This is a genomic window from Streptomyces sp. NPDC088350 (genome assembly GCF_044753545.1).
In the GTDB taxonomy this organism is placed as follows: Bacteria; Actinomycetota; Actinomycetes; order Streptomycetales; family Streptomycetaceae; genus Streptomyces.
This window is the reverse complement of sequence record NZ_JBIVNL010000003.1, coordinates 1-24,449: the sequence shown is the minus strand read 5'-3', so window position 1 is coordinate 24,449 and position 24,449 is coordinate 1. Positions and strand designations below refer to the sequence as shown.

26 protein-coding genes are annotated in these 24,449 nt (G+C 71.4%); 10 read left to right on the top strand and 16 right to left on the bottom strand.

Annotation, left to right across the window (positions count from 1 at the left end):
* Window positions 1-2 precede the first annotated feature (2 nt).
* A complete protein-coding gene (locus ACIQBL_RS09980) occupies window positions 3-668 on the bottom strand; it encodes a nucleoside/nucleotide kinase family protein (RefSeq protein ID WP_401939026.1) in 666 nt (221 codons plus the stop codon).
* Between the two features lie 114 nt (window positions 669-782).
* Here ACIQBL_RS09980 and ACIQBL_RS09975 point away from each other — a divergent pair, with 114 nt between their 5' ends.
* Window positions 783-1,178: a YybH family protein gene (locus tag ACIQBL_RS09975; RefSeq protein ID WP_401939025.1), complete on the top strand. Its 396-nt coding sequence runs from the start codon at window positions 783-785 to the stop codon at window positions 1,176-1,178.
* Between the two features lie 5 nt (window positions 1,179-1,183).
* Here ACIQBL_RS09975 and ACIQBL_RS09970 read toward each other — a convergent pair whose 3' ends face one another.
* A complete protein-coding gene (locus ACIQBL_RS09970) occupies window positions 1,184-2,059 on the bottom strand; it encodes an LLM class flavin-dependent oxidoreductase (RefSeq protein ID WP_401939023.1) in 876 nt (291 codons plus the stop codon).
* A gap of 152 nt (window positions 2,060-2,211) precedes the next feature.
* Here ACIQBL_RS09970 and ACIQBL_RS09965 point away from each other — a divergent pair, with 152 nt between their 5' ends.
* Entirely contained in the window at window positions 2,212-2,796 is a 585-nt protein-coding gene (locus ACIQBL_RS09965; protein WP_401939021.1) for a TetR/AcrR family transcriptional regulator, read from the top strand.
* Between the two features lie 78 nt (window positions 2,797-2,874).
* Here ACIQBL_RS09965 and ACIQBL_RS09960 read toward each other — a convergent pair whose 3' ends face one another.
* The 3 genes from ACIQBL_RS09960 to ACIQBL_RS09950 are packed head-to-tail and all read right to left on the bottom strand — an operon-like array spanning window position 2,875 to window position 3,760.
* Window positions 2,875-3,114, bottom strand: a complete 240-nt coding sequence (locus ACIQBL_RS09960) for a hypothetical protein (RefSeq protein ID WP_401939020.1) — start codon at window positions 3,112-3,114, stop codon at window positions 2,875-2,877.
* Between the two features lie 29 nt (window positions 3,115-3,143).
* A complete protein-coding gene (locus tag ACIQBL_RS09955; protein WP_401939017.1) occupies window positions 3,144-3,347 on the bottom strand; it encodes a GntR family transcriptional regulator in 204 nt (67 codons plus the stop codon).
* Between the two features lie 29 nt (window positions 3,348-3,376).
* A complete protein-coding gene (locus ACIQBL_RS09950) occupies window positions 3,377-3,760 on the bottom strand; it encodes a DUF5997 family protein (protein WP_401939016.1) in 384 nt (127 codons plus the stop codon).
* A 58-nt stretch (window positions 3,761-3,818) separates the two neighbouring features.
* On the opposite strand from ACIQBL_RS09950, the gene ACIQBL_RS09945 reads away from it, so the two are divergent.
* The gene (locus ACIQBL_RS09945) at window positions 3,819-4,589 is read left to right on the top strand and encodes a LysR family substrate-binding domain-containing protein (protein WP_401939013.1); all 771 of its coding nucleotides are present in this window, start codon (window positions 3,819-3,821) and stop codon (window positions 4,587-4,589) included.
* 17 nt (window positions 4,590-4,606) lie between these two features.
* Here the strand turns inward: ACIQBL_RS09945 and ACIQBL_RS09940 are convergent, their stop codons facing one another.
* Window positions 4,607-5,500: a M48 family metalloprotease gene (locus tag ACIQBL_RS09940; protein WP_401939012.1), complete on the bottom strand. Its 894-nt coding sequence runs from the start codon at window positions 5,498-5,500 to the stop codon at window positions 4,607-4,609.
* Window positions 5,497-5,880 (bottom strand): BlaI/MecI/CopY family transcriptional regulator, encoded by a 384-nt coding sequence (locus tag ACIQBL_RS09935; RefSeq protein ID WP_401939009.1) that lies wholly within the window; start codon window positions 5,878-5,880, stop codon window positions 5,497-5,499. Before ACIQBL_RS09935 ends, ACIQBL_RS09940 begins: the two co-directional genes overlap by 4 nt.
* A gap of 279 nt (window positions 5,881-6,159) precedes the next feature.
* On the opposite strand from ACIQBL_RS09935, the gene ACIQBL_RS09930 reads away from it, so the two are divergent.
* On the top strand, window positions 6,160-6,375 hold the full coding sequence (locus tag ACIQBL_RS09930; protein ID WP_401939007.1) for a DUF6243 family protein: 216 nt from the start codon (window positions 6,160-6,162) through the stop codon (window positions 6,373-6,375).
* 166 nt (window positions 6,376-6,541) lie between these two features.
* On the opposite strand, the gene mftF is transcribed toward ACIQBL_RS09930, so the two are convergent.
* Genes mftF through mftA form a run of 6 tightly spaced genes read right to left on the bottom strand, consistent with a single transcriptional unit; the run spans window position 6,542 to window position 11,599 of the window.
* Window positions 6,542-7,957, bottom strand: a complete 1,416-nt coding sequence (gene mftF / locus ACIQBL_RS09925) for a mycofactocin biosynthesis glycosyltransferase MftF (protein WP_401939004.1) — start codon at window positions 7,955-7,957, stop codon at window positions 6,542-6,544.
* Window positions 7,954-8,709, bottom strand: a complete 756-nt coding sequence (gene mftE / locus ACIQBL_RS09920; RefSeq protein WP_401939003.1) for a mycofactocin biosynthesis peptidyl-dipeptidase MftE — start codon at window positions 8,707-8,709, stop codon at window positions 7,954-7,956. The genes mftF and mftE overlap by 4 nt, the downstream gene beginning before the upstream one ends.
* Window positions 8,706-9,893, bottom strand: coding sequence for a pre-mycofactocin synthase MftD (mftD, locus tag ACIQBL_RS09915; protein ID WP_401939002.1), 1,188 nt, complete (start codon window positions 9,891-9,893; stop codon window positions 8,706-8,708). Before mftD ends, mftE begins: the two co-directional genes overlap by 4 nt.
* Window positions 9,894-9,922: 29 nt before the next feature.
* Window positions 9,923-11,182 (bottom strand): mycofactocin radical SAM maturase, encoded by a 1,260-nt coding sequence (gene mftC / locus ACIQBL_RS09910; protein WP_401938999.1) that lies wholly within the window; start codon window positions 11,180-11,182, stop codon window positions 9,923-9,925.
* On the bottom strand, window positions 11,179-11,460 hold the full coding sequence (mftB, locus tag ACIQBL_RS09905; protein ID WP_401938998.1) for a mycofactocin biosynthesis chaperone MftB: 282 nt from the start codon (window positions 11,458-11,460) through the stop codon (window positions 11,179-11,181). Before mftB ends, mftC begins: the two co-directional genes overlap by 4 nt.
* A gap of 10 nt (window positions 11,461-11,470) precedes the next feature.
* Window positions 11,471-11,599, bottom strand: coding sequence for a mycofactocin precursor MftA (mftA, locus tag ACIQBL_RS09900; RefSeq protein WP_401938997.1), 129 nt, complete (start codon window positions 11,597-11,599; stop codon window positions 11,471-11,473).
* 124 nt (window positions 11,600-11,723) lie between these two features.
* Between mftA and mftG the strand changes: the two genes are divergently transcribed.
* The gene (gene mftG, locus ACIQBL_RS09895) at window positions 11,724-13,292 is read left to right on the top strand and encodes a mycofactocin system GMC family oxidoreductase MftG (RefSeq protein WP_401938994.1); all 1,569 of its coding nucleotides are present in this window, start codon (window positions 11,724-11,726) and stop codon (window positions 13,290-13,292) included.
* A gap of 19 nt (window positions 13,293-13,311) precedes the next feature.
* Here mftG and mftR read toward each other — a convergent pair whose 3' ends face one another.
* Window positions 13,312-13,935 (bottom strand): mycofactocin system transcriptional regulator, encoded by a 624-nt coding sequence (mftR, locus tag ACIQBL_RS09890; protein WP_401938993.1) that lies wholly within the window; start codon window positions 13,933-13,935, stop codon window positions 13,312-13,314.
* 509 nt (window positions 13,936-14,444) lie between these two features.
* On the opposite strand from mftR, the gene ACIQBL_RS09885 reads away from it, so the two are divergent.
* The 5 genes from ACIQBL_RS09885 to ACIQBL_RS09865 all read left to right on the top strand — a co-directional run bounded on the left by ACIQBL_RS09885 (window position 14,445) and on the right by ACIQBL_RS09865 (window position 18,549).
* Entirely contained in the window at window positions 14,445-15,926 is a 1,482-nt protein-coding gene (locus ACIQBL_RS09885) for a hypothetical protein (protein ID WP_401938990.1), read from the top strand.
* Window positions 15,923-16,060 (top strand): hypothetical protein, encoded by a 138-nt coding sequence (locus ACIQBL_RS09880; protein WP_401938988.1) that lies wholly within the window; start codon window positions 15,923-15,925, stop codon window positions 16,058-16,060. The genes ACIQBL_RS09885 and ACIQBL_RS09880 overlap by 4 nt, the downstream gene beginning before the upstream one ends.
* Window positions 16,057-17,022 carry a YbhN family protein gene (locus tag ACIQBL_RS09875; protein ID WP_401938986.1) on the top strand — a complete coding sequence of 322 codons (966 nt, stop codon included), beginning with the start codon at window positions 16,057-16,059 and terminating at the stop codon, window positions 17,020-17,022. The genes ACIQBL_RS09880 and ACIQBL_RS09875 overlap by 4 nt, the downstream gene beginning before the upstream one ends.
* Window positions 17,023-17,094: 72 nt before the next feature.
* The gene (prcB, locus tag ACIQBL_RS09870; protein ID WP_401938983.1) at window positions 17,095-17,949 is read left to right on the top strand and encodes a proteasome subunit beta; all 855 of its coding nucleotides are present in this window, start codon (window positions 17,095-17,097) and stop codon (window positions 17,947-17,949) included.
* Window positions 17,950-17,967: 18 nt separating this feature from the next.
* Window positions 17,968-18,549 carry a hypothetical protein gene (locus ACIQBL_RS09865; protein ID WP_401938980.1) on the top strand — a complete coding sequence of 194 codons (582 nt, stop codon included), beginning with the start codon at window positions 17,968-17,970 and terminating at the stop codon, window positions 18,547-18,549.
* Between the two features lie 53 nt (window positions 18,550-18,602).
* On the opposite strand, the gene ACIQBL_RS09860 is transcribed toward ACIQBL_RS09865, so the two are convergent.
* Together ACIQBL_RS09860 and ACIQBL_RS09855 are read right to left on the bottom strand one after the other, a co-directional pair.
* Complete coding sequence (locus ACIQBL_RS09860) at window positions 18,603-23,075, bottom strand: Tat pathway signal protein (RefSeq protein WP_401938978.1); 4,473 nt, start codon at window positions 23,073-23,075, stop codon at window positions 18,603-18,605.
* Between the two features lie 405 nt (window positions 23,076-23,480).
* Window positions 23,481-23,996, bottom strand: coding sequence for a hypothetical protein (locus ACIQBL_RS09855; RefSeq protein WP_401938977.1), 516 nt, complete (start codon window positions 23,994-23,996; stop codon window positions 23,481-23,483).
* Between the last annotated feature and the right edge of the window lie 453 nt (window positions 23,997-24,449).

The window sequence follows — 24,449 nt, the reverse complement described above, 5'->3', positions numbered from 1 at the left end:
CCTCAGACGCGGGGCGCGTCGTACGGCGAAGGCAGCGCGGCCGGGGGGATCACCAGATCCGCCCGGCCGCGCGTGCTCGCGACGAGGTCGGCGTTGCGCTGGTCCGTGCCCGACACCCAGGCCACGGCGGTTTCGTGGTCCTTGCCGAACTCCTCGTGCCGGGCGACGAGTCGGCGTACGCGCTCGTCCTCGTCGGCCTCGCAGAACCACACCTCGTCCAGGCACGGTCGTACGCGCGCCCATGAACCCGCCTCCACCAGAAGGTAGTTGCCCTCCGTCACCACCAGCCGGGCCGTGGGCGGCACCGCGATCGCGCCGGCGATCGGCTGCTCCAGCACCCGTTCGAAGTCCGGCGCGTACACGACGTCGTCGGGATCCTCGCGCAGGCGGCGCAGCAGTGCCGCGTAACCGGCCGCGTCGAAGGTGTCGGGGGCGCCCTTGCGGTCGCGGCGGCCGAGCCGGTCCAGTTCGACGTCGGCGAGGTGGAAGCCGTCCATGGGGACGTGCGCGACCCAGGGTTCGCCGGTGCCGTTCAACGTGCGCACCAGGTGCTCGGCGAGGGTCGTCTTGCCCGCGCCCGGGCTGCCGGCGATACCGAGGACGGCACGTCGGCCGGGGGCGGTGAGAGCGGTGGCACGGGTGAGGAGTTCGTCGAATGTCAGCGGCACACCGAGAGTGTGCCATCCGTCTCGGATGCCCGGCCGGGGCGATGATGTGCCGAAGATCGGGGAGTCGACCCGGCAGAGAGACCATGGAGTGGGGGACAGGAACAGGAGCCGCCCATGCCCGACGACGCGACACAGATCCGCACCCTGATCACCGAGTGGGCGGAGGCAGTGCACCGGGGCGACATCGAGGGCGTGTTGGCGGGCCACACCGAGGATCTCGTCATGTACGACGTCCCGCCGCCCCACGCGGGCCTCCACGGCCTCGCCGCCTACCGGGCCACCTGGCCGCCGTTCTTCGCGTGGCAGGCCCAAGGCGCCCGCTTCGACATCGACTCCCTCGACATCACGGCCGGCACGGACGTCGCCTACGCCCACGCCCTGCTCCGCTGCGGCACCCCCGAGGACCTCGCCGCCTACCCGGCGCTGCGCCTACGGCTCACTTTCGGCCTGCGCAAGGAGCGGGGCCGTTGGCTGGTCGCGCACGAACACCACTCGTTCCCGCACGACTGACCTGCTCAGGACGCCTTGTCGATCAGCTCGTCGGCGACCCAGTGCGCGACGTCGACGGGGTACGGCGTCGACAGCCCGAGCACGATGTGGTGGAAGCCCGCGTCGATCGCCTCGCCGATCGCGTCCCGGGTGACCTCGGGCTCGTCGTAGGAGACCGACAGGTGGATCGAGCGCGTGAGGGAGGCCGGGTCGCGGCCGATCTCGGTGCAGTAGCGGTCGAGGAGCGCGCTGCGGTTGACGACGTCCTCGATGTCGCCGCCCGGGATGTTCCACAGATCGGCGTGCTCGGCGACCACGCGCAGGGTCGCGGCCGAGCGTCCGCCGATGAGGATCGGCGGGTGGGGGCGCTGGACGGGCTTGGGGCTGCCGAACGCCCCGGTGAGGTGGTGGTGGGTGCCGTGGAAGTCGAAGGGTTTCTCCTCGGTCCACAGCCGCCGGATCACCGTGCAGGCCTCGGCGAGGCTCGCCACGGCGTGCGCGGAGTCGCGGAAGGGGAGGCCGTGTGCCTCGTACTCCCGCCGGGCCAGGGGATGGTCGGGGCGTGAGCCGACACCGATGCCGAAGTCGAGGCGCCCTTCGGAGACGATGTCGACGGTCGTGGCGATCTTGGCGAGTACCGCGGGCGGACGGATCCGGTTGCTGGTCACCATCACGCCGAGCCGCAGTCGGCGGGTCTGCGCGGCGAGGGCCGAGAGCAGTGTCCAGCCCTCGTGGGCCGGTCCGTCCGGGTCGCCGCCGATCGGCATGAGGTGGTCGAACAGCCAGGCGTGCTCGATCTCCGGCACGGTGTCCGCCTCGCGCCAGACGCGCAGGATGTCGTGGTAGCCGACCTGCATGGGGGCGGTCATGATTCCGAAGCTGGTTCGGGATGTGCGGGGCATGGCACTTTCCGTCCTTCGGTAACGCGTGGTGGCGGGCATGACTTGGTCGTCCGGCTTCGGCTCTGGCATCATGAGCAAGCGGAACGTTGTTCCGGAAAACGATACGGAACGATGTTCCGTTTATCAAGCTCGATGGGTGGAGGAACCGCGCGGTGAGCGACAACGAGGCGGACGCGGGCGGCGCCGTCCAGTCCAAGCGGGCCGACGCCCGGCGCAACAAGGAGACCCTGCTCGACGCCGCGGCCAAGGTCTTCGTCGCGTCGGGTGTCGACGCTCCGGTGCGCGACATCGCACGCGAGGCCGGTGTCGGGCTGGGCACGATCTACCGCCACTTCCCGACACGCGCGGACCTCGTCATCGCCGTCTACCGGCACCAGGTCGAAGCCTGCGCCGAAGCGGGTCCGGCGCTGCTGGCGAGCAGCGCCGGCCCGTACGCGGCACTGAGGGAGTGGGTCGACCTCTTCGTGGACTTCCTGGTCACCAAGCACGGACTCGCCGGCGTGCTGCGGTCCGACAGCGCCGGCTTCGAAGCGCTGCACGGCTACTTCCTCGACCGCCTCCTGCCCGTGTGCACCGAACTCTTCGACGCGGCCGTCGCCGCCGGCGAGATCCGGTCCGACCTGTCGGCCTACGAGGTCATGCGCGGCGTCGGCAACCTCTGCGTCGGCGCGGAGGGCGACGACCGCTACGACGCCCTCCGGCTGGTCGACGTCCTCATCGCGGGTCTGCGGCGCTGACGCCGGTCTCGTTCACGCGCGGGCGACCGGGGCGTCGCCCCTCTCGCTCATCCGGCGCTGAGACGTTCGCGTTCCGGATCACCGGGCTGCCCGCCGACGGTGTCGACGCCGCCCGGGCGCCGACCGCTGCTCACGGCCTTGCTGCGCGAGGACTGGCCAGGGACTGACCATCAGGTCCGACTCGGGTGTCGTCGGCCGGTCGGCGGGCCGGGTCTCCTCGGCGAGGGTCCGGCCGCCGGGCTTCTCGCCGGTCGCATGCGCCCGGCGGGTGAAGCCGAGGAGTCCGCCCAAGCCCTGCGGCCGAGGCGTCCCGATCACGACCCGCCGGGTGCTGCGCCGCGAGGCGATCAGTCCCTCGGTGCGCAGGAGGGCAGGGCCATCGCCTGGCGGACCGTGCCACGGGAGGCGCCGTAGCGTTCGGCGAACTCGTCCTGGGCGGGCAGCCGTCCGCCGGAGCCGTAGCGGCCCTCGCCGATCTCCCGGGCCAGGTCCGCCGCGACCTTCCGGTACATCGCCGTGGGTTTGTCCGCCCCGGCCGAGCCGTCCGTCACCGTGCGCGTCTCCCTGGGGCCGGCAGTCGTCAGTCGCGCTCGGCGTTCTTCTTGTTCTTGATCCGCTCGGCTTCCTTGCGGACCTCGGCCTGGGTGGCGCGCTCCTTCTCCAGCCACTCGGGGCTGTCCTTCTTCAGCGTCTCGATCTGCTCGGTGGTGAGGGGCTCGGTGACCCCGCCGCGCGCGAGACCGGCGATGGACACGCCGAGCCTGGCCGCGACGACCGGGCGCGGGTGCGGGCCGTTGGCGCGCAGCTCGCGCAGCCACTGGGGCGGATCGGCCTGCAGCTCGTTCAGCTCGGCGCGGGAGACGTCACCCTTCTGGAACTCGGCGGGGGTGGCCTCGAGGTACACACCCAGCTTCTTCGCCGCCGTGGCGGCCTTCATCGTCTGGGTGGTCTGGTGCGAACTCATACCGTCAAGAGTATCGACCGTGTAAGAGGCCTCCGACCACGGCGGGTAACCTTGCGGGGTGACAGGCTCGGAAGCAACCCCCACGTTCCGGCTCGCGTACGTCCCCGGGGTGACGCCCGCCAAGTGGGTGCGGATCTGGAACGAGCGCCTGCCCGACGTACCCCTGACCCTCGTACCGGTCCCGGCCGCCGAGGCGTCCGACGTGTTGCGGCGCGGCCAGGCCGACGCCGGACTCGTCCGGCTGCCGGTCGACCGTACGGTGCTCAGCGCGATCCCCCTCTACACCGAGGCGACCGTGGTCGTGGCCCCCAAGGACCACGTCGTGACGGCGGCCGAAGAGGTGTCCCTCGACGAACTCGCCGACGAAGTCGTCCTCCACCCCCTCGACGACGTCCTCGACTGGGAACGGCCGCCGGGGGAGCCCGCGTTCGAGCGCCCCGCCACCACCGAGGACGCCATCGAACACGTGGCGTCGGGCATCGGCATCCTCTACGTCCCCCAGTCCCTGGCCCGGCTGCACCACCGCAAGGACCTCACCTACCGGACCGTCGTCGACGCACCCCAGTCGGACGTCGCCCTCTCCTGGCCCGAGGACGCGACCACCGACCTCGTCGAGGACTTCATCGGCATTGTCCGGGGCCGCACGGTCAACAGCACCCGGGGCCGCACCCCGACCCCCGCCCAGCCGAAGACGAAGGCGAAGCGCACCGAAGCCCCCGCGCGCCGCAAGCCCGCCGCCGGGAAGGCGACCGGCAAGACCGGCAAGAACCCGCGCGGCTCTTCCGGCGGCTCCAAGGGAACCAAGCGCGGCAAGCCGCGCGGACGCTGACAGCGGACGCCGTCCGGCTAGCCGAGCACTCCGGCCAGCATCCCGAACAGATCGCCGGTCGCGTCGGCCGCGCCGAGCGCGGGCAGCGCGCCCAGCGCGAGGACGGCCGCCGCGAGGGGCCACAGGCGTGGGGGCGGGGTCGTCTGCAGCGCCGCGATCCGGCGGGTGACGGCACGGTCGGTGAAGCTCAACGCGCAGGCGGGGCGGGCGCGTTCGGCGCTCAGCGCGGCGCGCGCGAGGGCGCGGGCGGTCGTCGTACGGTCGCCGACCGCGTCCGCCGCCTGTTCGTCCGCCCATCGTTCGACGAGGAACGCGACCGTGGCGCGCACGGGCCGCAGCAGTGGATTGGCCGCCGCGGCGAGCGTCGCCGCGGTCACCAACAACGCGTGCCGGTGGGCGAGATGGGCCCGTTCATGGGCGAGCAGGACCCGGCGTTCCGCCGGTTCGAGGGCGCTCAGCATGCCGACGGTGACCAGGATCCGGCCCGGCCGGCCGGGGATGGCGAACGCCTGCGGCTCGGGGGAGGCGGCGACGATCAACTCGGTGTCCGCCGGGTGCCCTTCGCACAGCCGCCGCAGCGCGCGCCGCGTACGGCGGTCGGCGCGCACCGCCCCCTGGACGGACACGACGAGCACGGCGAGGGCGACACCGGCCACGATCCCGATGATCTCGGGCACCGGTTCGGGCAGCCGGTGCCCTTCCTGCCGGGCCTCGGCGACGACCGGCGGAGCATCACTGACAAGCGTCGCGGCCAGCAGGAACAGCGACCAGCAGGTGGCCGCCGCGGTCACCACGGCGGCGGCGGTCAGCACCCGGGCGGCCAGCGCGGGGGCGACCCGTCTGCCGATCGCCGGGCTGATCGCGGCGAGCAGCGCCGACAGCAGCAACGGCGTGTAGACGTCGAACCTCATCCCGCGCCCCCGGCCAGCAGGTCGCGCAGGGCCCTCTCCTCCTCGGGACGCAGCCCCGTCACGAACTGCTGCAACGCGGCGATCGGATCCGGGCCCCGGTCCAGCGCCTCGCGCATCGCCTCGGCGGTCAGCTCGGCCGCGTTCTTCGCCGGCCGGTAGGCGCCGCGCCGCCCGTCCGCGTCACGCAGGACGAGCCCCTTGTCGTAGAGCCGCTTGAGGATCGTGTGCACGGTGTTGTAAGCGAGGGGGCCGTCGATCTCGGCCTGGATCTCGGCCGGTGTCAGGGGGTGCGCGGTCGCCCACAACGCGGCGAGGACCTCGCTCTCCAGCTCACCGGCGCTGCGCCGTTCGGCCCGCGCCTGCGGGTCTGTGCCAGCCATGGCGCAACCTTACAGCGTGTAGGGCGTGACGTGCCTGCCGTTGATGTTCTGACCAGGTTCTTCCGCCTGGTCGGGGTCGACGGGGTGCCGGCCGGCGGCGGGGCGGCGAACAGGTTGGTGTGCGGGGCCGACGGAACCGGGTAACGTCTTTGTCATGTTCTTCCAGACGCCGATTCACGAGTGAGGGCGTGATGGGCCTCTGCTGACGTCTTTCGGCATCGCCGCCCGCCCCTCACCGATGAATCCGTAGATCACTTCACATCATTACCGGGAGAACCCGTGACCGTGAGCAAGAACATCAACAACCCCGTGGGCATGGGCGGCGGCAAGCGCAAGAAGCTGTCCCGCGCCGAGCGGCAGAACAACGGTCCGCACCGCAACCTCGACCGCAAGGGTGCAGCCGACCAGAAGGCGGAGCTGGTGCGCAAGATGCGCGAGAAGACGGGCACGGCCGGGGCCGCGGAGCAGGCGGGCGACGACACCGCACAGAGCTGACGCGCCGCCGCCGCGAGGCGGTACCGCACGGGGCGGGGCCCGGGCCGTGACGCACGGTCCGGGCCCCGCCGCCGTACCGGGTGTCCGTGTGACGTGCGACGGCCGCCGTAGCATCCAGCCCGACACCTGACCGTGTTTGAAACGAGCCCGGATGCGCTCCGCAACCCTACGTTCGCGGTTTCGGGCGCGCACCCGTCGTGATCCGTGGGCGGAGAGCCGCGGTGGAGCGGCCCTTCAGGGCCGACCACCACACGCCCGTGCCGTAGGCCAGATCGTCCAGGCGACGGGCGGCCGTGTACCGGACGGGGTCGAGGCCGGTCGTACGGCTGCGGTACTCCAGCGCCACGTCCAGGACCGCTGCCACGGCCGTGACCCGGCGGGCCCGGGAGGAGACCAGGCAGGCCGCCGCCGTGAGCGGCCACCAGTGGCGCGTCACCAGCGCGCCGCCCTGGGCGAGGGCGGAGACCGCGCCGGCGGTGGTGAGGCGTGCCGCCTGCCGGATCGGCTGCCCCGTGCCCCTCAGGGTGCGGGCGATGCGCACCGTCGTGAAGGCGCAGAGCGATCCGGCGAGAGGGACGGACCAGCGGCGCTGGAGGACCACGGCGACCAGCAGGCCCGCGCTCCAGGGGGCGAGCACCGCTGGTGCGATCGCGGCGGGATGCCGTACGGCCAGTGGGTGCGCCCCGGTGCCGTACTCGGCCTTGCGCCGGAACCAGTCGGTGAAGTGGGCCCGGTGCTCGTGCGCGGCGTGCAGGGACGGCTCGTACCGAATACGCCAGCCGGTGTCGACGAGGCGCCAGCACAGGTCGACGTCCTCGCCCACCCGCAGGGTCTCGTCGAAGCCCCCGGCCTTGAGCAGGACGTCGGTGCGAGCGACGACGCACGCGCTCGGCACCCAGGAGGCGGGTGTGCCGGGGCGGACGGCGGCCGGGCGCGCGCCGAGGTCCAGGGAGGAGCGGGTGTCCTCGTAGCGGCTGATCCATCCGTGGGACCCGGTCGCGTTCAGCGCGGTGATCCGGGGCACCGCCATGGCGACCCTGGGGTCGGCGAAGTGCCGTAGCAGCGTGGGTACGGTCTCGGCGGGCAGCACGATGTCGGAGTCGACGAAGGCGACGTGAGGGGTCGTCACCTCTCGCAGTCCCGCGTTGCGGGCTCCGGCCGGGCCGCGGTTCTCCGGGAGGAGTAGCGAACGGGCACCGTGCCGCGCCGCGACGGACGCGACGAGTTCCGGGTGGTGCGAGGCGTCGTCGACGACCACGACCGGGCTGCCGGCCGGGATGCAGGAGAGCAGGCGGGCCAGTTGCCGAGGCCGGTCCCGTACCGGGATCACATACGTGCAGGCCGGTTCGGTGTCCGGCAGTGCCGTGAGCGTCGGGTGGGCCAGGCCCGTGTCCAGCAGGCGTTCCGCCAGGACCGCGCCCGCCGCGTTCCGGACCGTCAGTGTGCGCCCGGACAGGAGTGCGCGGGCCCGGGGTGTGAGGCGCAGCAGGCGGGTCGGATGGCCTCCGAGCAGGGCCCGTCCGCCGTCGAGGACCCGGCTGTCGCGGTCCAGGGTGATCGTGAATCCGTGGGGGAGCGTCATGGGCGGGCCGTTCTCGTGCGGGAGGCGGGAAGACGGCCGCGGGAGTCCGGGCACCAGTCCGTGATGCGCCGGACGGTCGCGGCGACCATGGCCTCCGCCCACACGCGGCCCTCCTCGGCATCGGCTCCCGTGGGGTCGCCCAGGACACCGTTCGGTGAGAGGGCGCGGACTCCCCGAGCCCTCAGGTGCGGCATCAGCTCGGCGAGCGGCCGGAGATCGCCTGGGGCTGCCTCCGCGAGCCGGACGTCGTCGGGCGCGAAGTGGAGCATGAGGGAGGTCTCGGTGCGTCCGGCGTGGGCGTCCCCGCCCGGCACGTCACAGCTGAGCCAGGCCACGTCGTGGCCCTCCGTGCGGAGTTGGGCGACGGTGGTGTCGAGAGTGGGCACGTTGCCGCCGTGGCCGTTGACGAGGACGGTACGCCCGGCCCACAGGGACAGGGAGCGCACGGTCTCTGTCAGCACGAGACGCAGCGCTTCGTGTCCGATGGAGACCGTGCCGGGGAAACCCGCGTGCTCACCGCTGGCGCCGTACGCGATCGTGGGCGCCAGCAGCACCCGGGTGCCGAGGCGGCCCGCCGCATACCGGGCCACCTCGGTGGCGATGACGCTGTCCGTGTTCAGCGGCAGGTGCGGGCCGTGCTGCTCGGTCGAGCCGACCGGGACCAGCACCAGCGCCCGCTCGGACACCCGAGGCCAGACGGTCCGGCCCAACTCGGCCGCCGCCGCCCGCCGTTCGGGGAGCGGCGCGGTCATGACTCGCGCGTCGCGCCGAGGGTGAGGAAGAAGCCGTCGGGGACGACCAGGTCGTCGGGGGACAGCTCGTGGACGGAGGAGTGCGCGAGTCCGAGGACCGCGGAGTCGAGACCGCCGCGCAGGATGTCGAGCACGTTCTCCACGCCGGCCTGCCCGTTGGCGCCCAGACCCCACAGATAGGCGCGGCCGATCAGGACCGCGCGTGCTCCCAGGGCCAGTGCCTTCGCCACGTCGCCGCCGCGCCGGACGCCCCCGTCGAGCAGTACCTCGACCTGGTCGCCGACCGCCTCGACGATCGACGGCAGTACCCGGATGGTGGCCGGCGTGGTGTCGAGGTTGTTGCCGCCGTGGTTGGAGACGGAGAGCGCGGAGACGCCCGCGTCCACGGCGCGCTTGGCGTCGTCGACCCGGGTGACGCCCTTGAGCAGGAACGGGCCGCCCCACTCCTCCCGCATCCACTTGACGTCCTCCCAGGTGGGAGGCGCGGTCTGCATCCACTCGCCGTAGGCACCGAAGAAGGTCGGGGCCTTGCCGCCCGGCGGCTTCAGGTTGGGGGCGGTCAGGTCGGGTATGCGGCCGGACCTGGCGAAGGTCCACAGCCACTGCGGCCTAGTGGCGACCTTGGGGGCGAACCTGACCGCCGTCCTCAGGTCGACCTTCTCCGGGATCTCCGGGCTTCCCCAGTCGCGGCCGTGCGAGAAGGACCAGTCGAGGGTGGCGATGAGGGCCTTCGCTCCGGCGGCGCGGGCGCGTTCCATGCGCTGTGCCATCGCTTCGCGGGTGCCGGTCCAGTACATCTGGTAGAAGGTGTTGGCGTTGGCCTCCACGACCTCCTCCAGGGGCTTGGAGGCGAAGGAGCTCAACCCCATGATCACACCCCGGTTCGCGGCGGCCCGGGCCACCGCGACCTCGCCGTCGGGATGGACGGCCTGCACACCGGTGGGCGAGATGAGCACCGGCAGGGCGGTCTCCACACCGAGCACGGTGGTGGACAGGTCGCGCTGTGCCTGATGGCCCGCGACGTGCGGCGCGAAACCCAGCCGGGCGAAGGCGTCGAGATTGTCCTCGATCGTGCGGCCCCGCTCCGAGCCGGCCACCAACGCGTCGTAGACGGTGCTGGGAAGGTACTTCTTCGCGCGGCGCTGGGCCTCCGCGACGGTCTCGAACCAGGGGTTCTTACCCATGATGCGGCTCTTTCTCGGTGGGCGGAGCGTCAGGGGGTGAGGTTCAGGCCCGCCAGGGGGTTCTCCTCGCAGGCACTGACCGGGGGCCGCCGAAGGTCCTGCCGGGTGGTGAGCACGAGGTCGACCGGCCCGGTTCCGCCCCGCCGCGCTGGCGAGGTGCGGTGGGAGTGGTCGTCGGAGGGCTTGGGGAGGTGGTCGCGTCCGGTCGGCCGCTGGGCCAGCAGCTGCTCGCCGTATCCCTGGACGCATTCGGGGTCGGGGCCGTCCAGCGGCAGCCCGGTGAAGAACTTCGCGGCCATGCAGCCGCCCTTGCACGTGCTGTAGAAGGAGCAGGAGGCGCAGGCCCCGCCGGTCTGCGGCTCCCGCAGGTTCCGGAACAGCTCCGACTGCCGCCACACGTGCGCGAACCCGCCCTCCTGGCGGACGTTGCCGGCCAGGAAGTCGTCGTGGATCGCGAACGGGCAGGCGTAGACGTCCCCGACGGGGTCGATCAGGCACACCACCCGGCCGGCCCCGCACAGGTTCAGGCCGGGCAGGGCCTCGCCGTAGGCCGACAGGTGGAAGAACGAGTCGCCGGTGAGGACCTGGTCCCCGTGGGCGATCAGCCAGTCGTACAGCTGACGCTGCTGCGCGGACGTGGGGTGCAGCTCGTCCCACACGTCGGCGCCCCGGCCCGACGGACGCAGCCGGGTCAGGCGGAGCTGGGCGCCGTAGCGGTCCGCGAGCGCCTTGAACTCGTCCATCTGCGGGATGTTGTGCCGGGTGCACACCACCGACAGCTTGAAGTTCTTCATGCCGGCGTCGGCGAGGTTGCGCATCGCGCGCACCGCGGTGTCGTACGAACCCGGGCCGCGCACCGCGTCGTTGACGTCGGCGGTGGCACCGTCGAGGGAGATCTGTACGTCGACGTAGTCGTTGGCGGCCAGCCGGCGGGCGAGCTCCGGGGTGATCCGCACGCCGTTGGTGGAGAACTTCACCCCGACGTGGTGCGCGGTCGCGTAGTCGAGGAGTTCCCAGAAGTCGGGGCGCACCGTGGGCTCGCCGCCGCCGATGTTGACGTAGAAGACCTGCATGGCCTCCAGCTCGTCGATGACGGCCTTGGCCTCCGCCGTGCTCAGTTCGCGCGGGTCGCGTCGGCCCGAGCTGGACAGGCAGTGGGTGCACGACAGGTTGCAGGCGTAGGTGAGTTCCCACGTGAGGCAGATGGGCGCGTCCAGGCCGTACTCGAAGAGGTCGACCAGGCGGGTGGCGCCCTTGACGGGGCCGGGCGCCGGTGCGGTGGTGGTCATGGGGTGGTGCTCCTTTCGACGACCATCGACGACCCGGCGAGCGCGGCCAGGGCCGCGGCGAAGCGGGGCAGCTCCCTCTCGTCCACGCCTGCGGCGGTGCAGGCCGCGTGGGCGGTGGGGGCCGTCGCGAGCGACCGGACGACGTCGAGCAGCCGCCGGTCCTTGAGGAAGGTGAGCTTGCGGGTACCGAAGTGGTACAGCAGCGCGCCGAAGGGTTCCGGGCGCACCGAGACCTGCGGGTGCAGGTCCCAGGCACGGTCCAGGTCCAGGGGGGTCACGGTCCCGGGCTCAGTAGACGCCGCACATGCCGTCGATCGAGATCTCCTCGACCAACTCGTCCGCCTCGACGAGTGCGTCGGTCGGCGGGGTCTCCTGCGCGGGCTGTTCCTCGGTCCTGGTCTGCGTGGAGTCGTTCACGTGGATCTCCCTCAGATAGGGGGCGCCGGTAGCCGAGGACACTAGTGGCACTCGATGCCAAAAGGAAGATGTAAGGTTTGGCCAACTTGCCGGATGCGTGATCAGAGGCGGGGAAAGCCGGCTCATGGAGCAGATTCCCGACGTGGTGATAGTGGGGGCGGGCGCCGCGGGTGCGGCGGTCGCCGCGCGTCTGAGCGAGGACCCCGACCGCCGCGTTCTGCTGCTTGAAGCAGGGCCAATGCCGTCCGGCCCCGACGGCTTCGGCCCCGCGCTGCTCGACGCGCGGCGGGTCCCCGGCGCGCAGCACGGCCACCCCGGCACCTGCCTGTACCCCGTGCGGCTCATGGAGGGTCGTCCCTGGGCCGTACCCCGGGGCCGCGTCCTCGGCGGCTCCACCACGGTGAACGGCGGCTACTTCGTCCGTGCCCGTCGCGCGGACTTCGAACGCTGGGCCGCCGCCGGCAATCCGGCCTGGTCCTACGCCCGAGTGCTGCCCTTCCTGCGTGGCCTGGAGACCGATCTGGACTTCGGAGCCGGACGTGTGCACGGCGGCGACGGACCCATGGCCGTACGACGCACAGCTCTCGACCACCCGGCAGCGGCGGCGTTCCGGGACGCCGCTCTCGCCCTGGGCTTTCCCGAAGAGCCCGACAAGAACGACCAGGCGCCACCCGGGTTCGGGCCCGTTCCCTCCAACGCGGTCGACGGCATACGGCGCAACACCGGGCTGAGCTACCTTCCGCCCGAGGTACTGGCCCGGCCCAACCTCACCGCGCTGGGCGGTTGTCAGGTCGTCCGGGTGGCGGTCGAGAACGGCCGCGCCACCGGGGTGGTCGTCCGGCGCGACGGCGCCCGCACGGTGGTCGACGCCGGGTCCGTCGTCCTCAGCGCCGGGGCCTTCGCCTCGGCCCATCTGCTGCTGCTCTCCGGTGTCGGACCGCGCGCGGACCTCGAACGGCTCGGCATGCCGGTGCTCCGTGACGCGCCCGCCGTCGGGACCCGCTTCAGCGATCATCCGCAGCTGGTCCTGGACTGGACGCCCTCGCGTGACCTGGGCGCGCCGGAACAGACCTGGATGGGCGGCTGCCTGCACCTGCCGTCAGGGGTGGGGGAGAGCGGTGACCCGGCGGGCCCGGGCGACATCGAGATTCTCCAGTCCCTGGTGCCCATGGCCGGGCTGACACGGGGTGAGGTCGGCGTGCCGGGCGCTCCCCTGGCCTTCCTGGTCTCCGCGCAGGCGCCGCGACCCACCGGCACCCTGCGGCTGGTCTCGGCCGACCCCGCCGTGCTGCCCCGCATCGACCAGGGGATGCTGAGTACGCCGGACGACTACGGCCGACTGCGCGAGGCCGTGCGTGCCACCGCCGCTCTGCTGGCCGCGGCACCGCTGGCCGCTCTCTCCGACGGCCTGCTGGGTCCGCCGCCCGCCGTCATCGAGGCCGACCCGGCGCTCGACGACTGGCTCGCCGGTCACCTCGCGACCGCCCAGCACACCTGCGGGACCGTGCCGATGGGACCGGCGGACGACCCCCAGCGGGCGGCCGTCGACCAGTACGGCAGGGTGCACGGCGTCCGGGCGCTGCGCGTGGTGGACACGTCGATCCTTCCCGACGCCCCGCATCGCGGACCCGCGGCGACCGCGGTCCTCGTGGGCGAAGTCGTCGCGGACGCCATCCGCAGGGACCTGCCGTGACGGCCGGCCGCCGCGCCGGTCATCCCAGCCGGCCGAAACCGTCCGCCATGTGCCGGACGGACTGATCCAGCAGATCGGTCAGCGCGGCACCGTCGTCCGCCAGCCAGTACTCGTACGCCGTGATGGCCGCGGCGAGGACGCCGCGGCCCACCAGCATGGGCAGCAGGTCGGAGGGAGGGAGGCCGGTCCGGGACGCCGCGAAATCGGTGACGATGGACCGCCACGAGGCGTACCGCAAGGTCGCGTCGGCCTGGAGGGTCGGGACGCGCAGGATGAGTTCCATGCGCTGCCGGTGCCACGGCACGTCGGCGGGGTCGAAGCGGTTGAACTCCACGACGGCGTCGCGCACGGCGTCCATCATCGGAACGTCCGGATCACTCGCGTCGAGCAGGTTCCTCAGCCGGACCAGCTGTCCCTCGAAGTCGCCCCACACCAGGTCGTTCTTGGAGGCGAAGTAGCGGAAGAAGGTCCGCCGCCCGATGCCTGCCGCCGCGGCGATGTCGTCGACCGTCGTCCGGTCGAAGCCCTGACGGGTGAAGAGGTCGAAGCCCAACCGCTCCAGGGTCGCCGACGACGTGGCCGGTGGCCTGCCGGTCCGCGCGGGCGCCGTCGGGGTGGCTCCCGTCTCCCCAGACACCTTCACGCCGCATCCTCCCCAGGTCGGCGAAGTCCGCCTGCCCCTTCTGGGACGTCCGGTCCGAAGGACACTACCGGGGATGGGGCGGCATCGATGAGAGGCGTTGATCCCGGCGAAACATGACCGGGACATACTGGCGCCCAGGGGATGCCCACCGAGGTGCGCACCAGCGGGTTCTCCGTCGTGGTCCGCTCCGCCCGCCTCGTGCGCACCGAACCGCGGGACGACTGTGCCCGGTGCTGGTGCTGGTGCTGGTGCTGGTGCGTGGTGCAGTCGGAGCAGTCGGCGACCGTGAAGGCCAAGCCGCCGGGGCCGCCGCCCCGGCCATGCGCCACAGCAGGCTCGCGCTCCGGCTGCTGTGAAGCGTGGAGGGCCATCAGCCGCTTGGCCGAACTATGGGCGGTCACCATGCCCGCCCTGGGGTAATTTGTTCATGTTTTCCCCAGCTCCCGCCTTCACTCCTACGGGCTGTAGGGTGCTGGTAACCCTACAAACTGTAGGGGGGAGGGTGGTTCATGTCCGGCAGCGCGTTCGCCACACTCGCCGGGACACGACGGCTCGGACCGCCGACCGTGCCCCGCCGCTCGGAGTACCTCCTCGCGGCCGTGGCGGCAGCCTTCACCCTGGCCCAACTGGTCCTCGTACGCCCAGGGATGGGCCTCGGCTGGGACGAGACCGTGTACGTCAGCCAGATCAGCGCGCACGCCCCCGCGGCCTTCTTCAGCGCACCCCGGTCCCGCGGCATCTCCCTCTTGGTGGCACCGATCACCTCCTGGTCCTCGTCCACCGCCCTCCTCCGCGTCTACCTCGCCGTCCTCTCCGGCCTGGCCCTGTTCCTCGCGCTCCGCGCCTGGCGCGGCCTGTTCCCCGCCCGCGTCCTCGCCCTGGCGGGCGCCCTGTTCGCATCCCTCTGGGTGACGCTCTTCTACGGCCCGCAGGCCATGCCCAACTACTGGGTCGCCGTGGGCGCCCTGGCCCTTGTGGGCTGCTCCCTGCGCGCCTGGGGCGACCACTCCGACCGGGCCGCGCTGTGGGGCCTGGCGGCGAGCGCGTCCCTGATGGCGTGGATGCGCCCCACCGACGCGGTGTGGGTGACGCTGCCCCTGCTCGTCCTCATCGTGGCCGTCCGCCGCTGGCGCCTCCTCGTCGTCCTCCTCGCCGGGCTCGCGTCCGGCGCCCTGGAGTGGGTGATCGAGGCGTTCGTCAGCTACGGCGGCCTGACACAGCGGCTGAACGCCGCCTCGGGCATCGAGGGCGGCCTCGGCTGGCACATCGCCGTCGTCGACCAACTGCGCAGCCTGGGCGGACGCGCGCTCTGTCGCCCCTGCACCGGGGCCATGCCCAACCCCGTGGTCGACGCGTGGTGGCTGGTCCTGCCCGTGCTCGCCGTGGTGGGACTGGTCGTCGCGGTCCGGGCGCGGCGCACGGCGGCCACTCTCGTCCCGTTCGCCTGCGCCGCGACGGCCGCGTTCCCGTACCTGTTCATGATCGGATACGCGGCCCCGCGCTTCCTGCTGCCCGCCTACGCGCTGGTCGCGATCCCGGTCGCCGACGGGCTGATCCACCTGGCCACCAGACCGACCGGAGTGTGGCGGCCGGTCGCGGTGACGCTGCTCGCGGTCGGCCTCGCCGGGCATCTGGCGGTCCAACTCGCCGTCCTGGAACACACGGTGAGCCGTACGACCGCCCAGCACGGCGACTGGTCCCGCACCGCCGCCGAACTCCACCGCCTCGGCGTCCGCAAGCCCTGCCTGCTCACCGGGCAGGACGCCATCCCGGTCGCCTTCTACACCGGCTGCGCCTCGGCCGCGACGGAGGGCCACAACGCCAACTCGTCCCGCACCATCATCGACCGCACCGCACGCCGTATGCCCGTCGCCAACGTCACGCCGGTCGGCAGCCGGCCACCCGCGTACGCCCAGGACTGGCCCGTGCACCGCTTTGGCGCGCTGGAGTTGAGGGTGGCGCCGGGAGCGGGGCAGGGGGGTGGCGCATGACGGCACGGCTCGTCTTCGCCACGGCGACCGCATACGGGCGGACCGGCCGGGCGACCACGGTCTGTCCGGTCCGGCGCCACGGCGCACCCGGCCTCCGCGTCACCCCGACCACGCGCAAGGGCGGCGGCGCATGACGGCACCGCCCGACCTCACCGCGACGACCACCACCACTACCACCGTCCGCCGCCGACATGCCTACTGGCAGACCGCGTTGACGGTCGGCGTGCTGCTGGCCGTGGCCTGTGTGGTTCGGCGGCACTGGCCTGTCCTCGCGACCGGGGCCGGGCGGCTCGCCGTAGCCGATCAGGGCTGGCTGCTGGTCGCCGCGACGGCCGCGCTCGGGACATGGGTGTCCTCGGCGCTCGCGCAGCAGGGTGCGGTGCCTCAACGGCTGCCCGGGAGACGGCTGGTGGCCGCGCAGCTCGCCGCGTGCGCCGCCAACCACGTACTGCCCGCCGGGCTCGGCGCCGGTGCCGTGAACCTGCGTTTCCTGATGCGCTGCGGGCTGCCGGTCGGCCGCTCGGCCAGCGCTCTCGCCGTCAAGGCGACCGCAGGCGTGGTCGCACGGATCGTGCTCATCGGCGTCCTCGCGGCGGTCTGCCCGGGAGTGCTGCGCGTACCGCACATCTCCCTGGGCGTGGTGGGCGTCGTCCTCGCGGTCGCCGCGCTGGTGGCCGTGCTGCTCAACTGCCCGCTGTGGCCCCGGTGCCGGCGCGCTCTCGCGGCGGTGCTGACCGACATCCGGGCCGTGCACGCCCGCCCGCACCGGGCGGCGGCCCTCTGGGGAGGCTCGCTCGCCTTCGCCGCGCTGCACTCCCTCGTGCTGATCTGTGTCACCCAGGCCGTCGAACTCCCGCTGTCCCCGGCCCGGGTGGCGCTCCTGTACCTCGCCGCCAGCAGCGCCGCAGCCCTGCTGCCCACCCCGGGCGGCATCGGTTCCCTCGACGCCGCCCTGGTCTTCGCCCTCACCGCCTCCGGAACCACGGCCGTGGCCGCCGCCTCCGTCGTCATCGGCTACCGGCTGCTCACCATGTGGCTGCCACTGATTCCGGGCCTGTTGGTGCTCGGGGTACTCGTCCGACGCAAGGCCCTCTGACCCAACTGGCGTTTCCCGTCCCGCCGGTTCAGGTAGTAGTCCGATATCGACCCGCGGACGAGGGGGAGTCGCATGGTGTGGAACGAGACCGACGGCCGGTTGGGGGACGACTTCTTCACTCCCGGCACCTCGTCCTTCACCGAGTTCCTGACGGCGCACCGGCCCGCACTGCTGCCCACCCGCCGCCCCTTCCCGGAGGGCGTCCGGGCCGCCGCCGACCAATTCCCGCACGGCACAACGGTGTTGGCCCTCTCCTACCGCGACGGCGTGCTGATCGCCGGCGACCGCAGGGCCACGATGGGCAACGTCATCGCGCAACGCGACCTGGAGAAGGTGCACCCCGCGGACGACTACACCGCGGTCGCCTTCGCCGGCACGGTCGGGCTCGCCGTGGACATGGTGAAGCTGTACCAGGTCGAACTGACGCACTTCGAGAAGATCGAGGGCATCCCGATGACCCTCAACGCGAAGGCCACCCGCCTCGCCGGCCTGATCCGCCAGAACCTCGGCCAGGCCATGCAGGGCCTCGCCGTCGTACCGCTGCTCGTCGGCTACGACCCCGCCGCCCCCGAAGGCGCCAAGGGCCGTATCTTCACCTTCGACGTCGTCGGCGGCACCTACGAGAAGTCGGACTTCCACGCCGAGGGCTCCGGCTCCCCGTACGCCAGAGGCGCCCTGAAGAAGCTGTTCCACAAGGGCATGTCCCGGCGCGACGCGGCCCTCGCCGCACTACAGGCCCTGTACGACGCGGCCGACGACGACTCCGCCACCGGCGGCCCGGACATCAACCGCCGTATCTTCCCCATCGTGTCGGTGATCACCGAGGACGGATTCGAGCGGTTGCCGGAGCCGGAGACCGAGTCCCTGACCCGCGAGATGGTCGAACAGCGCCACAACCACCCGGACGGGCCTACCGTCGCCCCCTGAGCGGTAGAGTTGATCGCCGTGACCGACGAGCAGATCCGCTTCGACCGGACGCTGGCCGCGTGGGAACGCATCGAGACATGGCTGCTCAGTCATGCGCCGCGGTCCCATGCCGCACTCCCGGGCCCCGCCGAACGTTCCGTCATCGAGGCCGCGGAGGAGGCCATGGGGCCTCTGCCGCCGGAGCTGCGCGCGCTGTGGGGCCTGCACAACGGAACCGACTGGGACGGCCCGGGCCGCCTCAGAATCCTGAAGGACTACGACGTGTTCCCGGTCGCCGACGCCGTCTGGTGCCACGAGAGCGTACTGGCGGTGCTGCTCGACGCCAACGACATGGGCACCCGTCCGTGGATCCCCGCATGCGCCACGGAAACGGATGAACCGCATCTGTGGAATTTCGTCGACACCACAACCGGCCGCCTCGGCTGGAACGTTCACGCGGGGGCGTTCACGGAACCGGACGAGTCCGGTGACACGTTCGTCGGCTGGCTGGAGGGCATCGCGGCCGAGCTGGAGAGCGGACCAGCAGGATCAGGGCAGCGTCCCGGCGTCATTGACGGGTGGCTGACCTGGAACGAGGGACGTCATCACTTTCCCGGGTGACCGGATCCCCTCCGTGAGTACGGAGGGGATCCGCAGCCCGTGTCAGCTCACCGTCAGTTCGTGGCCATGGTGCACTTGAGCGACCTGACCCCTTCCGTGCACTGACCGGAAAGGCCGGTGTCGAGCCAGTACGCGTCCTTGCCCATGAGCCTCATGTTCTTTATGAATCCGCCGAACTGGCTCATCGACCCGCTGTTCTGCTGTCCGGAGATCGACGAACGTCCGCACACCTCCGTCCACAACGGGGCGTAGCCTCCGATGTTGTACAGGTGGATCGCACCGTCGCCCGCCTTCGTCGCGTAGGTCTGCAAGCACTCGCTGCCGGAGTACACCGGGTTGAGTCCGCCCGAGGACGCGGCAAGCCCGCCGCTGTTGTACGTGGCGTTGAAGGCGAACTCGTCGCAGTTCAGTCGGTCCGTCGCACTGTTCAACGCGCTGGAGTCGCCGTTGGTGGCAGCCCAGCCCTTCTCGTCGCAGATCACGTCCCGGTTCTCGTCGTCCTCGTCCGACTTGCCGCCGGGCAGGTAGTAGAGCGGTTTGTTCGCGGACCTGAGCCCCGGGTGGTTCGGCGCCTTGTGCTGGAGCAGCCAGGCGTGCGCGGCGGCCTGCGGATATCTGCCCGCGTTGAACGTGTAGGTCGGCGCGTAGTTGACGAAGACGCAGCCTCCGGTGGTGCTGAAGACGGTGTCGCAGCGGACCTGGTCGAGGTCGGAGGGATTGTCCAGGCTCCACTGGTAGCCGACGGTCTGGATGTTGATACTGCCGTCGGCGGGGTCCAGGATGGCGTTGATCTGTACGTCGGGCTTGAACGTGTAGGACTTGTCCGCGACGGAGTCGTCCCACAGGTAGGCCGTGGTGATCGACGCCTCGTGGGTGTCGCCCGGCCCCCAGTCGGGTGCTCCGTGCCAGGCACTGGGATCGGCCTCGACCGGGCGGCACGGGCTGGCGCACAGGTGCTTGTAGATGCCGAGCTGGATCCGTGCGAAGTCCAGCGGGATCGACAGCGGCTTGATCGTGAGGTGTTCGGTGAAGCTGTTGACACCGTCCAGCGCTATCTCCCGTTGGAACCGGAAGGTCGCCGTCGCCCGTGTCTGCCCGTCCACTCGGAGATACGCGGGAACGACTCGGTTCTCGCATTCCGTGAACCGGGTGGCCCGCGCGACCAGCGCGTAGTCGTCACACCAGTCGCCGAGATAGCGCGGCGAGAGTTCCCCCTCCGTGCCGGCGGGATACTCGGACAGCGCCGGACCCCAGCAGACCTGCCGGCCGTCCTGCTCGGGCCCGCAGTGCGACGTGGTCTCCGCCTTCGCGGTCGCGCGTGCGGCCGAGCCGGTGTTGGTCGCGCGAGGAGGCGTCACCAGCTCCCTCGGCACCTGGTTCACCTGGTCGGGATTGGGGTTCGTGGAGTCCGCGTCCGGCAACTTGAGGTCGACGGACGGACCGTCGGGCAGATCGTAGTCGCCGGGCACGAACGCGACGGCGTCGTAGGCGACGTCGTTGTCCGCCGTCCCGATGTTGTTCGAGTTGGTGAGGCTGACCTGCGGTGTCTTGTCGTTGAAACGATAGGCACCGAGAGAGACCCACTCGTTGTGTTCATGGGCGTACTGGTTGATCGTCTTCCTCACCGTGCCGTAAGCGGTGCCGATCTCGTAGATGCCCTGCCTGGTCTGTGCCCCGGTGTCGGGGACGTGGACGAAGATCTCCGCCTGTTTCTGGGAGACCGGCCCGTTCAACGACCAGGTCCCGCGGACGGTCATGCGCCCGGTGGGGCCGCCCAGTTGGTCGGTGGAGCGTTCCTTGGCGTACCAGAAGTGGCCCCGGTACCCGCCGCCGATCTGGTGCAGGTCGGCCTTCGCGTCGTACTGGCCCAGGCCCGGTCCGGTCGCGCTCGCGTCGGGGTAGAAGGTGAACTGGAACGAGCCGTCCGTCGTGGTGGTGCCGCAGTCGCTCCAGGTGCTGGTGCCTGCCGGCACGTCATCGACGACCTTCGCGCCCGAGGGTGCGCCGGAGCAGACGGGAGTGCCGTACTGCAGGCGGGTGCCGCGGCCGGGCTCATTGATCGCGGTCACGTACTTGATGTTCTCGAAGCCGCAGCTGGCGGAGCAGTCGGACTTCCAGGTGGTGTTGGCTTCGTGCCACCAGTACTGGGTGTAGCAGCCCGCCGTAGGGCAGTTGGGCGGGTTGGCGGCGTCGCAGTTGTTCTTGGTGTTGCAGAACGCGTCGAGCGGCGGCGCGACATGGGCCCGGCGGTATTTCGCGCTGGCCGGGTCGATGATGCTCCCGCCCGTGCCGTTCCAGTAGGCGGGGCGGAAGCCGGCGGATGAGAAGCCGGACTCGCCGGGCCAGTCCTGGCGGCCGGAGGTGGCGTAGGAGTGGCCGGTGTCCTGGGACCAGGCGGCCCAGCCCATCACCTTCTCCTCGTAGGGCCAGTCCTGGGGGTGGGCGGCGTCGTGGGCGGCCGACGAGTCGAGGTCGGTGTTCATGAAGGCCTGCCGGGACGCGGGGTAGACGGGGTTGGCGGGGTTGTTGAACCAGCCGAGACCCCAGTTGCCGTTGGTGCCCGCGTCCGCCTTCTTGTTGAAGCCGAGGTTGTAGTTCCACACAGCGGTGAACCAGTTCTCGGGCTTGGCCGAGTCGTCGTTGTTCACGGCGATCGTCTGGCCGGACTCGTGCACCTCGTTCCACTTGTCGGCGAGGATGTAGAGCGAGGCGGCGATGTTGGTGGCGTAGTCGATGGCGATCGCGCGCTGTGTGGTGACGTCGTGAGAGGTTTCGCCGTCCTTCTCGTGTCCGGCCAGGCGCATGCCGTCGGTGACCTGTCCGACGCCGTAGCCGCAGTCGGACTTGTCCCAGCGGATGCGCCAGAAGTCGGAGAGGGTGCCGCCGGTCTGGTGGCCGTAGAAACCGTCGACGGCCGCGAGCGGGCTGCCCATCTGGCCCGCGATGGCGCCCGATTCGGCCTGCCACAGGTTGGACTCCTGGGCGAGGATGCCCAGTTGGACCTGTGCGGGAATGTTTCCGCCACCGGTCAGTTTGGGCTTCGGGAACAGGCCCTGTGGGTCGATGGTGGAGATCCCGGTCTGTGAGCGCCAGCCGCCCTGCGCGAGGTAGGTGGAGCGCAGCTTTCCCTGGACTGCCATGTCCACGGCCCACTCGACCTGGTTGGGGGTCGGCTGGAGGGCCTGGGTGGCGACGTCGTTGCGGGGCACGGAGCACCAACGGTCGGTGTCGACCGGGTCGTTGGCCCTGGAGTCGGCGTCGGCCGCGGTCAGCATGCTCGCCGTCGACGTTCGGGCCTTCGAGGAACCCGTCAGCGCCGGCGACGGGCTTCCACCCACGGTGGTGCCGGGGGCAGCGGCCTTCTGGCTTGTGCGCTTGCCCGTGGCCGGCACCGAGCCGGTGATGGTCAGGGCATGGCTGGTGTGGCCCGTGGTCGTCTGCGCCGCGGGTTCCTTCGTCGCGGTGCCGGTGAAGCCGCGGCCGGCGTTCTTTATGTTGGCGATGCCCGACTGCACCGACGGCGAGACGACAGGGTCGACGGCCAGGCGGCCACGGGTGGAGAGGTCCGCGTCGGGGGAGACGGCCAGCGCCTTGATACCGCTGGCCGCGAAGCCCTTGCCGTGACCGGCCTTTCCGGTGAGGTAGACGGTGCCGTCGGTGCCCTGGCGCAGGTTCATCGCGGTGAGTCTGCCGCTCGCGACGGTGGTTTTCCTGCCGTGCGCGTAGGTCTGCACCTCGGCGTCGGTGTTGCCGGTGCGGTCGATGTAAGCGACCGTTCCGACGTCGGACACCCGGATGCCGTACGGGGCGTGTTTCGTGGCGGCGAGCTTGGTTGTCCTGCCCTTGTGGTCGACGTGGACGAGCCGGTTTCCGGCCGCACCGATTACACCGTCCTCGGTGGGGACGGCCGAGGTGATCTCACCCTGGGCGGTGGTGTCGGCGACCGTCGTGCCCTTGGTGTCCACCGTGATCAGGTGCGTCTTGGTGTCGCGCAGCGCGGTGAACACGGCGGTGTGCGTGGCCGGGCTGCACGTGGGGTCGAAGTAGGCGAGGGACGCGGTGAACGGCAGTTTGGTGACGCTTCCGTCGTCCAGGTTCACGATCGCGGTGAACGCGCCGCCCATCATCAGGTCGGGCTTGTTGGTGAAGGTGCGGGGAGCGTAGGCGACGGCCGCGTGATGGTCGTCCATGACACAGCTGTTGCCGATCCAGGTGTCGGCCGGAAGCTGAGGCTCACTCAGGACGGCGGCCGTCCTCCAGACATAGGCGTTCTTGCTGTCGGCGACGAGGAGGTGCACGCCGTCGCTGTCGGCGACGGCGGTCACAGCCCGGTCGTCGGCGGTCTTCCACCCGTGGCCGAGGGTCTGGTCAGGGTTTTTGACGCCTTCCCCCGGGGTGCTGCTGGACGGTGTCGAGGCGGGCTCGGGAGAGGGCTGGGCGGTTGCGGGTTGGGCGCATATGAGCCCCGCAAGGGCCGCGGTGACGGCGAGGACCGTCACCGCGGTTCTTCTGGAACCGGATGCCACCTGTATTCCTCATCTCTTCTCTGCACGGGCGGTACGAACGGACATCGTTGTCGCTGGAAGGGACGGCGCTCGGGCTCTCGAAGCCGGCTTCGGCGTGATCGCGGTCCGGGGGAGGGGAGGCGGCTCGTCACCCGAGATGATCGCGGTGTCGTACGGCGTTGGGCGCGAGCGCGGGTCCGCGGACGGTCCTTGCCCGATGGCGCGTCGGCCGTGCGGAAGGGCATCCTGATGGGCACGTCCAACGGACCTCTACGCCGCGGTGGTTGAGCAGAATTCCTGGACGCCCGAAGGTCGCGGGTGAGCGGCCTCGACGCACCGGGGAACGGGCGCAAGACCGCCTCTCAACAGGAGCCACCGACCGGGTGGATGTCTTCCGTCGCCTTCGGGAACTCTCCGGAAGGCCCGTCAGTCGCAGGGGAAGACGTAGCTGGACTTGTAGTTGATGTAGAGGCTGGACGAGGTCGCCCCCATCTTCGCGGTCACGGGGGCGCAGGCGAAGCTGGAGACGTACACCGGGCCCGCGTACTCGCTGAATTTGCCCGAATCCGTGTCGCAGGCGGTGCCGTCGACTTTGCAGACCCGGAGATACATGTACTGCGAGGAGCCGACGTTGTTGTCGAGGATGGCGCAGCCCTTGCCGCCGTTCTCGTAGGAGAACAGCGTTGCCAGGCGCTCGCTGGGGTCGACACCCACGGGCAGGGGAATCCCCTTGGCCAGCGTGTAGCCGGTTCCGCAGACGTTGGCGGCGGCCACGGTGGCCGACGGGTCCGCTCGGGCGAGGGCGACCGTTTCGGCGTCGGCGCTCGCCGAGATCGGTACGGACGTGCCGTCCGCGGCGACGGCTTGGGGCGCGGCGAGGACGGCGGCGATCAGCGCGGTGGCCGAGGCGGAGACGCGCACAGCCGTTCTTAGCTTGCTCATGTCAAGTGATCGCTTTCGTGGGGGGCTGGAAAGAGTGGTCATGAAGTGAGGCGATCTCCTCAAACGCCTGATCACAGTAGTTGCGTTATGAACAGGGGTGAGGGGTGCGGGCGATGTATGACTCAAATGACCGGCCCGGAAGCGCTCTCAAGCGGAAGGGGGGACGCGAGAGGGGCGAGGCCACAGGGGCGCAGGAGGCGCGGTGCGGATGCTGTGAAACGGAAGCACTGATGAGAGACCAGGCAGCGCGCGGGAATGGCCGATTTTCAGTGGTCGTCGGCCATGGGCCTGCGGCCGGAGCTGAATCGCCCCCCGGGCCCTGCCCCTTGTGCGGCGGCGGGTCTCCGGGGGGGGGGGGGGGGGGGGGGGGGGGGGGGGGGGGGGGGGGGGGGGGGGGGTGGGGGGGGGGGGCCCGGGCCCGGGGGGCCGGGGGGTGGGGCGGGCGCGGGCGGG

Excerpts from the sequence above, each read along its gene's own strand:
- ACIQBL_RS09975 (WP_401939025.1), top strand. The coding sequence starts at position 783 with ATGCCCGACGACGCGACACAGATCCGCACCCTGATCACCGAGTGGGCG.
- ACIQBL_RS09940 (WP_401939012.1), bottom strand. The coding sequence starts at position 5,500 with ATGAGGTTCGACGTCTACACGCCGTTGCTGCTGTCGGCGCTGCTCGCC.
- ACIQBL_RS09855 (WP_401938977.1), bottom strand. The coding sequence starts at position 23,996 with ATGAGCAAGCTAAGAACGGCTGTGCGCGTCTCCGCCTCGGCCACCGCG.
- mftC (WP_401938999.1), bottom strand. The coding sequence starts at position 11,182 with ATGACCACCACCGCACCGGCGCCCGGCCCCGTCAAGGGCGCCACCCGC.
- prcB (WP_401938983.1), top strand. The coding sequence starts at position 17,095 with ATGGTGTGGAACGAGACCGACGGCCGGTTGGGGGACGACTTCTTCACT.
- ACIQBL_RS09875 (WP_401938986.1), top strand. The coding sequence starts at position 16,057 with ATGACGGCACCGCCCGACCTCACCGCGACGACCACCACCACTACCACC.
- ACIQBL_RS09970 (WP_401939023.1), bottom strand. The coding sequence starts at position 2,059 with ATGCCCCGCACATCCCGAACCAGCTTCGGAATCATGACCGCCCCCATG.
- mftD (WP_401939002.1), bottom strand. The coding sequence starts at position 9,893 with ATGGGTAAGAACCCCTGGTTCGAGACCGTCGCGGAGGCCCAGCGCCGC.
- mftE (WP_401939003.1), bottom strand. The coding sequence starts at position 8,709 with ATGACCGCGCCGCTCCCCGAACGGCGGGCGGCGGCGGCCGAGTTGGGC.
- ACIQBL_RS09935 (WP_401939009.1), bottom strand. The coding sequence starts at position 5,880 with ATGGCTGGCACAGACCCGCAGGCGCGGGCCGAACGGCGCAGCGCCGGT.
- ACIQBL_RS09880 (WP_401938988.1), top strand. The coding sequence starts at position 15,923 with ATGACGGCACGGCTCGTCTTCGCCACGGCGACCGCATACGGGCGGACC.
- ACIQBL_RS09950 (WP_401939016.1), bottom strand. The coding sequence starts at position 3,760 with ATGAGTTCGCACCAGACCACCCAGACGATGAAGGCCGCCACGGCGGCG.
- mftG (WP_401938994.1), top strand. The coding sequence starts at position 11,724 with ATGGAGCAGATTCCCGACGTGGTGATAGTGGGGGCGGGCGCCGCGGGT.
- ACIQBL_RS09885 (WP_401938990.1), top strand. The coding sequence starts at position 14,445 with ATGTCCGGCAGCGCGTTCGCCACACTCGCCGGGACACGACGGCTCGGA.
- mftF (WP_401939004.1), bottom strand. The coding sequence starts at position 7,957 with ATGACGCTCCCCCACGGATTCACGATCACCCTGGACCGCGACAGCCGG.